13 protein-coding genes are annotated in these 12278 nt (G+C 33.0%); 7 read left to right on the forward strand and 6 right to left on the reverse strand.

Going from position 1 to position 12278, the window contains the following annotated elements:
• Positions 1-45: 45 nt before the first annotated feature.
• Genes O5O44_RS13580 through mraZ form a run of 3 tightly spaced genes read right to left on the reverse strand, consistent with a single transcriptional unit; the run spans position 46 to position 1717 of the window.
• Positions 46-363, reverse strand: coding sequence for an FtsL-like putative cell division protein (locus O5O44_RS13580; protein ID WP_019387925.1), 318 nt, complete (start codon positions 361-363; stop codon positions 46-48).
• The gene (gene rsmH / locus O5O44_RS13585) at positions 364-1272 is read right to left on the reverse strand and encodes a 16S rRNA (cytosine(1402)-N(4))-methyltransferase RsmH (RefSeq protein WP_289194789.1); all 909 of its coding nucleotides are present in this window, start codon (positions 1270-1272) and stop codon (positions 364-366) included.
• Positions 1247-1717 (reverse strand): division/cell wall cluster transcriptional repressor MraZ, encoded by a 471-nt coding sequence (gene mraZ / locus O5O44_RS13590; protein WP_289194790.1) that lies wholly within the window; start codon positions 1715-1717, stop codon positions 1247-1249. The genes rsmH and mraZ overlap by 26 nt, the downstream gene beginning before the upstream one ends.
• A gap of 311 nt (positions 1718-2028) precedes the next feature.
• On the opposite strand from mraZ, the gene O5O44_RS13595 reads away from it, so the two are divergent.
• Both O5O44_RS13595 and yihA read left to right on the forward strand, forming a co-directional pair.
• Positions 2029-2796, forward strand: a complete 768-nt coding sequence (locus O5O44_RS13595; RefSeq protein WP_289196451.1) for an alpha/beta fold hydrolase — start codon at positions 2029-2031, stop codon at positions 2794-2796.
• A 44-nt stretch (positions 2797-2840) separates the two neighbouring features.
• A complete protein-coding gene (gene yihA, locus O5O44_RS13600; RefSeq protein ID WP_019387929.1) occupies positions 2841-3452 on the forward strand; it encodes a ribosome biogenesis GTP-binding protein YihA/YsxC in 612 nt (203 codons plus the stop codon).
• 43 nt (positions 3453-3495) lie between these two features.
• On the opposite strand, the gene O5O44_RS13605 is transcribed toward yihA, so the two are convergent.
• Positions 3496-4590 carry an ABC transporter permease gene (locus tag O5O44_RS13605; protein WP_289194791.1) on the reverse strand — a complete coding sequence of 365 codons (1095 nt, stop codon included), beginning with the start codon at positions 4588-4590 and terminating at the stop codon, positions 3496-3498.
• A gap of 8 nt (positions 4591-4598) precedes the next feature.
• A complete protein-coding gene (locus O5O44_RS13610; protein ID WP_289194792.1) occupies positions 4599-6737 on the reverse strand; it encodes a carboxy terminal-processing peptidase in 2139 nt (712 codons plus the stop codon).
• Between the two features lie 174 nt (positions 6738-6911).
• Between O5O44_RS13610 and surE the strand changes: the two genes are divergently transcribed.
• From surE to O5O44_RS13635, 5 genes are all read left to right on the forward strand, one after another.
• Complete coding sequence (gene surE, locus O5O44_RS13615) at positions 6912-7682, forward strand: 5'/3'-nucleotidase SurE (RefSeq protein ID WP_026010065.1); 771 nt, start codon at positions 6912-6914, stop codon at positions 7680-7682.
• 19 nt (positions 7683-7701) lie between these two features.
• On the forward strand, positions 7702-7983 hold the full coding sequence (locus O5O44_RS13620; protein ID WP_019387933.1) for a hypothetical protein: 282 nt from the start codon (positions 7702-7704) through the stop codon (positions 7981-7983).
• Between the two features lie 86 nt (positions 7984-8069).
• Complete coding sequence (gene lpxB, locus O5O44_RS13625; RefSeq protein WP_289194793.1) at positions 8070-9182, forward strand: lipid-A-disaccharide synthase; 1113 nt, start codon at positions 8070-8072, stop codon at positions 9180-9182.
• 7 nt (positions 9183-9189) lie between these two features.
• Positions 9190-9738, forward strand: coding sequence for a C40 family peptidase (locus O5O44_RS13630; protein ID WP_289194794.1), 549 nt, complete (start codon positions 9190-9192; stop codon positions 9736-9738).
• A gap of 24 nt (positions 9739-9762) precedes the next feature.
• Positions 9763-11802 carry a ComEC/Rec2 family competence protein gene (locus O5O44_RS13635; protein WP_289194795.1) on the forward strand — a complete coding sequence of 680 codons (2040 nt, stop codon included), beginning with the start codon at positions 9763-9765 and terminating at the stop codon, positions 11800-11802.
• Between the two features lie 5 nt (positions 11803-11807).
• Here O5O44_RS13635 and O5O44_RS13640 read toward each other — a convergent pair whose 3' ends face one another.
• Positions 11808-12278 (reverse strand): thioredoxin family protein, encoded by a 471-nt coding sequence (locus tag O5O44_RS13640; RefSeq protein ID WP_289194796.1) that lies wholly within the window; start codon positions 12276-12278, stop codon positions 11808-11810.

Raw genomic sequence — 12278 nt, forward strand, 5'->3', positions numbered from 1 at the left:
AAACGGTTTAATATGTTTCTCTCGTTTACTGCCAAGGGTGCGTTATCAATTTTGCTTTTTAACTTTTATTTTTTTTGGCGGAATTACGGAGGGCGCCAACCCTTTTTCTTTCATTACAGCTATAACATGCGACTCCATTTTAAGTCTCATAAGTTTTGAACGCCCATCAACAAAAGCCGATCGCATTTCTTTAACTTCATTTTTTAACCTGGCTATTTCGTAAACTTTCTTATCTGCACTATGCGAGCTAGCAATCATGATTATTGCAAGACCTGAAATAAATATTATGAAACGCCAGTTTCTAAATGAATCATCACTAACTAAAAAAGTCCCTTTTAATATGTTATAGATATTCTTCTTCATTTATAATTTCTCAGCAATTCTCAGTTTCGCACTTCTTGCCCTGTTATTCATTTTTATTTCTTCTGCCGTTGGTACAATTAACCCATTTACTTTTTTAAGTGGCACTTCAAAATTGCCATACATATCGCGCTCTGGCTCACCACTAAACATACCGTTTCTTATAAATCGTTTCACCAATCGATCTTCAAGAGAATGATAGGATATCAAACTTAAACGACCTCCTGGTTTCAACACTTCTGGAGTTTGCATCAAAAACTCCTTTAAAACCTCAATTTCTTGATTGACCTCTATTCTAATAGCTTGATAAATCTGGGCCAACACTTTATTTTCAAAACGCGGTGGCAAAAACTTTTTAAGCACTGCTTTTAATTGTTCGCTTGTTACAATTGGCTCCTTTGCTCTACTCTCAACAATTAATTTTGCCATGGCAGGAGCTGCACGCAACTCACCGTACTGCAATAACACTTGCTTTATTTGTTCTTCATCATATTCATTAACCACATGAAATGCAGAAAGCTCGCTAGCCTGATTCATTCGCATATCCAAATCTGCTTCAAAACGTGTTGAAAAACCTCGTTCTGCCACGTCAAATTGATGAGATGACACTCCAAAATCGGCCAAAATTCCATCAACCTGCCTCACACCATGAAATCTTAAAAACCGTTTTAGAAATCTAAAATTTTCATGAATTAGCGTAAACCTATCATCATCAATTGTATTTTTAAGAGCGTCTGAATCTTGATCAAAAGCAAATAGCTTTCCTTTATCACCAAGTCGTTTTAATATTTCTTTACTATGTCCACCACCACCGAAAGTGACATCTACATAAATGCCATCTGGACTTATATTCAGCCCATCAACAGTTTCTTTTAAGAGCACAGGATTATGATATTCCATGGTCGTCATCATCTTGTCCCATTACCTCTTCAGCCAAATCAGCAAAATCTAATGCTGCATCATCAATAGCTTGTTCGTATAAATCTTTATCCCAAATTTCAATAATGTTAATAGCCGAAGCCACTACAATATTTTTTGAAATATTAGCAAACACTGTTAAATCTTTTGGAATCAATAACCTGCCATTCACATCAACATCAACCATTTTTGCACCAGCAGTAAACCTTCTTATGAAATCGTTATTCTTCTTTTTAAACTTATTAAGCCTATTCATCTTTTGCATCAACACCTGCCATTCACCCATCGGGTATAGCTCTAAACATTTTTGAAACACCGAACGACGCAGCACAAAACCATCCTGCAAAACAGCAGAAAGTTGCTTTTTGATAGACGCAGGCATCATTAATCTGCCTTTAGCATCCACTTTGCAATCGTATGTTCCTGTAATTAAATCCAAAGAAGGTTTGTTGACTTTTAAACGATTAAGTGTCAAATATATTGAAAAATATCCCACATTATACCACTTAATACCACTTTGTTAATAAATTTTTGATGAAAGTTGTTTTTTATCCGATTTATAAATCCAAAACCACATGATGAGACTACTTGAATATTTTATATGTATTACTACTTTTCCGTCTTTACATAGTTGATATTTTAATTTTGAAATGATCATCATTCACTTTTTTTCTCGAAAACAATTATTATGGTGGAATTATGAATGAAATACCTATATTTGTTTTTAACGAATGAATGACTAACCGATTAATGACGCATCGTTTAAAAAAAGAACAAAACTATAGCTATATAGAAGCAGGTGAAGGGACACCAATCATTGTATTACATGGCCTTATGGGAGGTTTAAGTAATTTTGATGCAGTTACTCAATATTTTAGTAATAAGGGTTATAAAGTAATTATACCCGAACTACCACTTTACACACTGTCTTTATTAAAAACAAACGTGAAGCATTTTGCAAAATATTTGCACGACTTTATTGAGTTTAAAGGCTATAAAGAAGTGATTCTATTAGGGAATTCTTTAGGAGGGCACATTGGTTTGTACCACACCAAACTATTTCCAGAAAGCGTTAAAGCACTTATCATTACTGGCAGTTCTGGATTGTATGAAAACGCTATGGGTGGAGGTTACACCAAACGCAGCGATTATGAAGTCATTAAGAAGAAGGCGCAAGATGTTTTTTACGATCCTGCTATAGCCACAAAAGAAATAGTTGATGAAGTTTATGAAACTGTAAACGACCGAAATAAGCTTATAAAAACATTAGCCATTGCAAAAAGTGCCATTAGGCATAATATGTCTAAAGACTTACCAACAATCAAAACACCAACATGCATTATCTGGGGTAAAAATGATACAGTAACACCACCTGAAGTTGCGGTAGAATTTAATGAACTTTTACCGGATTCGGAATTGTTTTGGATTGATAAATGTGGGCACGCTGCTATGATGGAACACCCTAAAGAGTTTAATGAAATTTTAGACTCTTGGTTACAAAAAAGAAAATTTCATTAGAGTTTTCCAATCAAGTTATTCCAAATCCGAAACTCAAAACGTATATGCACATTAAATCTGCCGAATTTGTTATGAGCAACTCTGATGTTGCAAAATGCCCTAAAAGCAGACTACCCGAATACGCTTTTATAGGACGAAGCAATGTTGGAAAATCTTCTTTGATTAACATGCTTACCAGCCGAAAAAGTTTAGCTAAAACATCTGGCAGACCTGGTAAAACTCAGCTTATCAATCATTTTTTAATTAATAAAAATTGGCACTTGGTAGATTTACCTGGGTATGGTTATGCACGTGTATCTAAAAGTTCTAAAAAAGTATTTCAAAAATTTATTACCGAGTATTTTTCTCTCCGCGAACAGCTTGTAACGGCATTTGTTCTAGTGGATATAAGACACACACCTCAACCCATAGATTTAGAATTTATGCAGTGGCTCGGGGAAAATGGCATTCCTTTTTCTATCATTTTTACAAAAGCTGACAAATTGAAACCCAATGCTATTATAAGACATGTTGAAGATTACAAATCTGTACTTTTAGAAACTTGGGAAGACATGCCAAATTACTTTATCACCTCCTCTTCTAAAGATATTGGGAAAGATGATGTTTTAAATTATATTGATTCGTTGAATGAAAACATGCAAATAGATTCTAATTAATTTTATGATCTAAACTCAATTAAAATTGAGCTTCTCTTCTACCTTAGCTTTTCACATCAAAAGCATCTCTTAACGCATTCCCAATGAGCATAAATGCCATAACCAAACTCATGATACAAAGTCCTGGTATAACGGCTAAATAAGGTTTACCAAGTATAATATAATTATAATGATCTTTTATCATAGCACCCCAACTAGCCATTGGTGGTTGGGCACCAATACCTAAAAAACTGAGTCCGCTTTCTATTAAAATAGCAGCGGCAAAATTAGCCGCTGAAATAACAATTACTGGCGCCATTATATTAGGTAAAATATGCTTCGTTATAATTCTAAAATCATTATATCCCAACGCTCTTGCGGCCGTTACATATTGCATTTCTTTGGTGCTTATAATTTGCCCACGAACCACTCTTGCGACCTCCACCCACATTGTTAAACCAACAGCAATAAAAACTTGCCAAAAGCCTTTACCTAAAGCTAGCGTTATAGCAATTACCAATAAAAGCGTAGGTATAGACCATGTAACATTGATAATCCACATGATTAAGGCATCTATTTTTCCACCAAAATAACCCGCAATACTTCCCAAGGTTACACCAATAATTAGGGAAATGAGAACCGCGACAAATCCTATAAAAAAGGAAATTCTTGCGCCTACTAATACACGGCTTAATAAATCTCTACCATATTTATCTGTTCCGAAAAGAAAAGTCTTATGCTCTATATATTCTTTAGGGGAGTTATTGGCAAAAATATTTAGTTTAAGCTCTTTTTCAGCACCTTGCAATCCATCAGAGGCAAATTCTTTATAAACTAATTCATCTTCTGTGATAGTATATTCTGAAATAGGAACTTCCGTATTTGTATTTTTCTTTCCAAAAAAAACCCTATCAATTAGGCTTTGATTCATTGTGATTTTTGATGGAATGGTAAGCATTTGAACCTTAAAACCGGGTTGCTTTGAATGAATTGCTAAATGCATTTGGTTGGCATATTGCGAATTGTCTGGAGCGAACACATATGCAAAAATTGAAATCAACCCCACCGACGCAATGAAGTAAAAACTTAAAACGCCCCAAAAGTTTTTTTTAAACTTTTGGAGCGCTAATTGTTTTAGTGAGTTTGTTTTTTGACTCATAAACTAAATTATTTCTGTACCGTGGATGCTACTTTTTTAATTGGATAAGCGGTTTTTAAATCTTCTAAAACGTTTAAAGCTTCTTCTACATAAACATCTTTACTTAAACTTTCATGCCAGCGCTTGCGTTTTTCTTTTAAATCTGTAGTATCCTGAGCAATGAGTTGCTTTTCAAATCTAGTAGAATCAAAAGTTAAATCAGAATTATAATTTGTAATAGCATCGTACTTTTTAGATTCAAGTTCATTTGCTTCAACTTGCGCTTTATATGTTTGATAATTTAATGAGAAAACCGTCTCATCAATTTTACTTTTTACCCATTTGGCGTTTTCTTCAATAAGCTTTAATTGTTCATTATTACTCATACGTTGCTTACTTTTAGTAATTGTAGCATCATAATCAAAGTAGTATTCCCATGGTGTGTAATCCGCAGCATCTATTTCATCATAAGGCAATGGATTTTCTTTGTCTTTTTCACCTACATCAATAAAACTAAATCTACCTGGAACTGTAATATCGCTTTTAACGCCCTCCAATTGAACCGATCCTCCATTAATTCTGTAATACTTCTGTCTTGTAAGGGCTAAAGCTCCTAAATCGCCGCTAGTATTTGTTCTAATCATGTTATTTAAATTAATAACATTTTGCACTGTACCTTTTCCATATGTTTGCTTACTTCCTATAATGATTGCACGCTTATAATCTTGCATTGCCGCAGCCAAAATTTCGGATGCCGAAGCTGAAATTTCGTTAACTAAAATTACTAACGGACCATCCCAAACAATAGATTTATCTCTGTCCTTTAAAACTTCTTTTGGCTCGTTTGTAGAACGCACCTGTACGATAGGGCCATCTTTAATAAATAAACCAGCCATATCTACAACTGTTGGCAAAGAACCTCCACCATTATTGCGTAAATCGAGCACCAATCCTTCCATGCCTTCTTCTTTTAATCGCTCAATTTCATGCTTTACATCTTTAGCGGCATTAATATTTTTGTAGTCTTCAAAATCAACATAAAAAGCTGGCAAATCTATAATTCCAAACTTTTTACCATCCTTTTCAACTATTGATGATTTCGCATAAGTATCAAATACCTCCACAACATCTCTGGTTATGGTTACATCTTTAATAGTGCCATCAACTTTCTTTACGGTTAGTGTTACTTTTGTCCCTTTAGGGCCTTTTATATATTTAATCGCATCATTTATTCGCATTCCAACAATGTCTACTGGAAACTGTTCATCTTCTTGTTTTACTTTTAAAATCACATCTTCAACTTCAAGCTCTTTATTTCTCCACGCTGGACCACCTGATATTAATTCTACAATTTTTATATAATCCATTCGCTTCTGAAGTCTTGCACCAATGCCTTCTAATTTACCCGACATACGCTGATCGAAATCTTCTTTACCTTTTGGGGCTAGATAGTAAGTATGAGGATCAAACTCTTCAACAATTGTATTTACATATAAAGCGAACCAATCTTCACGTTTTTGATCGTCAATATAATCTTCAAAATAAATGTTTATAGATCTTAACGTAGCCTCTCTTGCCTCTTTCTCGATTTGCTCGATTGATTTCATAATGTAAGAAGGGTCCTTTTCTTTAAGCCTTTTTTCTTCGTCTAAAATATCATCATAATTAGAAAGTGTAGAAAACTTTAATTGTTTTCTCCATCGATCCTTCATCTCTTTTTTATTTTTTACAAAATCAGTGTTTTCGTAATTAGTATCAAAACTCTCATCAATACTGTAATCAAAGGGCTGAGACAAAATCTCTTTATATATCTCTTTTGATTCTTCAATTCGTTTTAGGAAACGATCATGAACTACATTAAAAAAGGTAATGTCTGTAACTTTTAATTGATCATCAATAATGTGCTTAAATTTTGCAAAATCTTCGTAATCAGACTTATAAAAATATCGTTTTACAGGGTCCATCACCTCAACGAAATCCTCAAATAATTCCTCTGAAAAAGCGTCATCTATAGCGATAGGGTCAAAATGACCTTGTTCAATTACAAACGTAATTATTTGAATTAACAATTTATCTTTATCTGGATTACTGAATTTTTTTGATGTGAAGCTACACGACGCAAAAGCTAGCAAAAGCAACAGCGATAGCACTTTATAATTCCTTTTCATAATATTTTTCATGTTTAAATCTTTTTTGCTTCTAGTAAGCACAGCATAATTTTCACTAAAATAAAGAAAAAACCATGCCATTTATGGGAATCGTTATTAATTTTTTGTTAAACCAAAGAATTTAACCATTTACTAACGAAATTACGTATTTTAGCGATGATTTTTAACAAAAATATGAGCAAAAAGCCACTTATACTTGTAACGAATGATGACGGTATTAATGCCCCAGGAATCAGGACGTTAATTACTGTAATGAAGACTATTGGTGATGTTGTAGTTGTTGCTCCAGATTCCCCTCAAAGTGGTATGGGGCACGCCATTACTTTAAATGCCACATTGTATGCCACAGAAGTAAATATTGACAACGGACCTCAAAAAGAATTTAGTTGTTCAGGAACTCCTGCCGATTGTGTTAAATTGGCAATTCGAGAAATTCTAGGCAGAACACCAGATCTTTGTGTTTCTGGAATAAATCACGGTTCGAATGCATCGATAAATGTGATATATTCGGGCACTATGAGTGCTGCTATTGAAGCTGGAATTGAAGGCATACCTGCCATAGGTTTTTCGTTATTAGATTACAGTTGGGATGCTAACTTTGAAGCCTCTAAGTCTTTTGTAAAAAAAATAACAGAACAAGTTTTGGAGCATGGATTACCTAACGGTGTTGTTTTAAATGTTAATATTCCAAACATCGAAGAAAAGGAAATTAAAGGAATTAAAGTATGTAGACAAGCCAGAGCAAATTGGGTTGAAGAATTTGATAAACGCAAAACCCCTCAAGGAAAAGATTACTACTGGCTTACCGGGAAGTTTGTAAATTTAGATGGTGGTGAAGATACTGATGAATGGGCACTTGAAAACGGTTATATCTCTTTAGTTCCTGCACAATTTGATTTAACCGCACATTATTTTTTAAAGGATTTAAATAACTGGAATTTATAAAAACAGAAATATATAATTAATGAAGAAAGATATTTTTATTGGTATGTTAGTAGGGCTTATTGCTAATGCTATAGGTTTATTTATTGCATCTAATTTATTGGGAAAGGGCGATGATTTCACGGACGTAATTAAAGCCGCCGCTCAAGAGGGATTTTTAGGGAAACTCATTAGTCTTGGAGCTATCTTAAACTTAATCGCGTTCTTTATTTTTATTAAAAAAAAGCAAGATTATAGAGCAAGAGGTGTGCTGTTAATAACTGTATTTATTGCTGTTTTTACCTTTGTTTTTAAACTCTTTTAATTTCTTTTCCCTCGAGCGCAGACGAGAGGATATTACTTAAAAATTGAATAGAAAGGTTGGACTGCGCATAACCTGTTCACTGGAATATGAAATATTACATTATTGCTGGAGAAGCATCAGGTGATTTACATGGATCCAATCTTATATCCGCATTAAAAAAACTAGATACTAATGCAGATATTCGATTTTGGGGTGGCGACCTTATGGAGCAAGCTGGCGGAACCTTAGTAAAACACTATAAAGAACGAGCATTTATGGGTTTTGCTGAAGTTTTAATGAACCTCAACAAGATTTTTAAAGATATTTCATTTTGTAAATCTGATATTGAAAATTTTAATCCTGATGTTATCGTTTTTATTGACAATTCAGGTTTTAATTTACGTATAGCGAAATGGGCAAAACAAAAAGGCTTTAGAACCAATTATTACATTTCACCTCAAGTTTGGGCTTCAAGGGCGAGCAGAGTAAAAGCCATAAAGCGAGATATTGATGCCATGTTTGTTATACTTCCTTTTGTTAAACCTTTCTATAAAAAACATGGGTATGAAGTTACCTTTGTGGGGCATCCTTTAATTGATGCTATCGCAAATAGAAATCAGGTAAATGAACTTAATTTTAGAAAAGACAATAATCTTGGAGACAAACCTATTATTGCCTTACTACCTGGTAGTAGAAAGCAAGAAATAACAAAAATGCTCTCAGTTATGCTGAGCTTAATAGATGATTATCCAGACTATCAATTTGTTATTGCAGGCGCACCGAGTCAAGATTTCAGTTTTTACCAACAATTTATAAAATCGACCAATGTAAAATTCATCGAAAATAAAACTTATGATTTATTGAGTATCTCTTATGCAGCTTTAGTTACATCGGGAACTGCAACCCTTGAAACTGCTCTCTTTAAAGTGCCTCAAGTAGTCTGTTATAAAGGAAGTACAATCTCGTACCAAATCGCTTACCGGATAATAACCCTTAAGTTTATTTCGTTAGTAAATTTAATAATGGACAAAGAAGTAGTTACAGAACTGATACAAAATGAATTCAATAAAAAACGATTGAAGGAAGAACTAGACCATATATTGGATTCTGAATATCGTAAACAACTATTTTTAGCCTATTACGAATTAGAAAAGACTTTGGGCGGAAAAGGCGCCAGCGAAAAAACAGCTCGTTTAATATACGAAGCTATAAAAACTTAATAATGAGATGAGAATAGTCGTAATATGTCTTCTTCTAATTTTAAGTTTTGGCAGTTGTAAATCTTCTAAACGTGCTAAAGACAGAAAAACTTCAAGCACAAAAATAATCACGAAAAAGAGCAAAACAGAACGTAACCAACCTGTTGTTACTAGTTCAGTTGAAAATAGGACTAAAGCGGACGATATTATTGAATATGCTAAACAGTTTGAAGGTACACGTTATAAATGGGGAGGCACAACTAAATCTGGGATGGATTGCTCTGGTTTGATATATGAATCTTTCAAATCTAATAATATTATCCTACCAAGGATGTCTCGAGACATGGCAAAAAGAGGTGGAAAAATTTCTTTAAAAGATGTTTCTGCTGGTGATTTATTATTTTTTAAAACAGGTAAGAATCGAAGAAATTCAATCAATCATGTCGGCCTTATAATTGCCATAAAAAATAACGATATCGAATTTATTCATGCTACTACAAGCCAAGGTGTAACCATATCTAGACTCAATGAAAATTATTGGCTTAACGCTTTTCATGAAGCTAGACGTATCTTATAAGATTATTTTATATCTTTCAAGGGTATGAGGTTACTCAATTTCGCCATAATTAAACTAACTTTTTGCCTCATTATAGGCATCATTATTGGCTATTTAATTGATATTTCGCTGCAACTTTCAATTGCACTAACAGCTATTTTATTGATACTTCTAGCTGTTATTTATATTATAACTCACAAACAATTTACACAATCTATCTGGTTTGGATTAATTACTTTTTTTGTAACCATATCCATCGGTGTATTAACTACTAATTTCCATAACCAGAAAAACTTTTCGAATCATTACACTCATGTTATTGCTGCTGAAAACAACCTTTTAAAAACCATTACATTTAGAGTTCGTGAGGTTTTAAAACCAGGTAACTTTTATGATAAATATGTTATTGACATATTAGAAATAGAAGGTAAACAAACAACTGGCAAAACGCTTCTAAACATACAGAAAGACAGCTTGCAAAATCCTTTAAAAGTTGATGATGTTTTTATTAGTAAAGCCGAATTCAAAAATTTAATCCATCCTTTAAACCCACACCAATTTGATTATAAAAATTATTTAAAGAAAAAATACATCTATCATCAACTCTTTATTAATGAAGATGTCTTATTCCCAGTTGAATCTAATACCAAAACACTCCTAGGAATAGCAGATGATATTCGGCAGCATGTAAACGATAAGCTAAAACTCTATCATTTTAATCCAGACGAACTTGCCATTATTAATGCACTTTTAATGGGGCAACGCCAAGATATTAGCGACGAAGTTTACACCAGCTACACCAATGCTGGAGCCATACATATATTAGCTGTTTCAGGATTGCATGTGGGTATTATACTAATCATTCTTGGGTTCATTTTAAAACCAATAGAACGACTTAAACATGGAAAACTTATAAAAACTATTTTACTGTTAAGTATTTTATGGAGTTTTGCCTTGCTTGCAGGTCTTTCTGCTTCGGTTACTCGAGCCGTAACTATGTTTAGTATTGTTGCCATCGCAATTAACTTGAAACGACCAACTAACATATTTAACACGCTTGCCATAAGCATATTTGTGATCTTGCTTTTTAAACCACTATTTATTTTTGATGTTGGATTTCAATTGAGTTATCTCGCCGTATTTGCAATAGTAACCATTGACCCATTGCTTTATCGTATATGGAAACCCAAATACTGGCTCACAAATGTATTCTGGCATACATTCACCATAACCATTTCAGCTCAATTTGGTATTATTCCTGTTAGTTTATATTACTTTCATCAGTTTCCAAGTTTATTTTTTATTTCGAATTTAGTAATCATTCCAGGTTTAGGAATTATTCTAGGTTTTGGCATACTAGTCATTTTGTTAGCTGTTTTAAACATGCTTCCACAATTTTTAGCAGATGTGTTCGGACATGTTATTTATTTAATGAATAGTTTTGTTGGTTGGGTATCTAAACAAGAAGCATTCTTATTTAAAGACATTTCTTTTAGCCTACTTAATGTGCTTGTTTCTTATTTAGTCATTATCACTTTTATTCGACTGCTTTTCAAAAAAAATTATTTAAACTTAAAGCTGTTTTTAAGTGCAATACTTATTGCTCAAGGGGCATTATTCTATAATACTTTCAATAAACATTCAAATGAATTTATTGTGTTTCACAAAAGCAGAAATAGTTTATTAGGGAACCTCTCAAATAACAAAATAGTTATTGCAAACGATTTTGATAGCATAACTCGTGCTCATAATAAAATTATAAAAGATTACACTGTTGGCAATCATATAAAAACAGTTTTAGAAGATAGCATCAAACCAATTTACCAGCTAAATAAGAAGCATCTTTTAATTATTGATAGTTTAGGAGTTTACAATATAAAGTCTATAAATCCAGAATATGTATTACTTAGGCAATCGCCAAAAATTAACTTAAATAGATTGATTGATTCGTTAAAACCAAAACAAATTATTGCCGATGGAAGTAACTATAAATCTTATATAGACCATTGGGAAAATATATGTAATAAAAGAAAGCTCCCTTTTCACCATACAAGTAAAAAAGGAGCTTTTATTATAAATTATTAAAACCTCTAGATTGTTTTATTAACGATGTTATTTGCAACCTCGAGCCATTTACCGGCTCCTCCTCTTACATAACCTGTTTTACCAAGATTATTCAAATTCATTTTGCCATCAGGCATTTTTTCTGGTTGCACGAAATAGACTGAAGGATACCCTCTTACTTTAAACATTGCTTGTAATTGACGATTTTGCCCTTTCAGTTTAGGGTCTTGAGGTGTTCGTCTTGGAAAATCTAATTCTACTAACACCAAATCGTCAGACCATTTTTCAAAGTCAGGAGTTTTAAACACTTCATTTTGTAATTTAATACACCAACCACACCAATCTGAGCCTGTAAAAAACAGCATTACTTTTTTATCTTCATTCAGAGCTAATTCTAGTGCTTCATTAAAATCGGTATGCCATGTTATCCTTTTCTGAGCGAAAGTTTGAACAGACATGAATCCAATTAAAATCAAAATAAATATAATTTTTTTCAT

This window comes from Algibacter luteus (assembly GCF_030344935.1).
GTDB classification, from domain to species: domain Bacteria; phylum Bacteroidota; class Bacteroidia; order Flavobacteriales; family Flavobacteriaceae; genus Arenitalea; species Arenitalea lutea.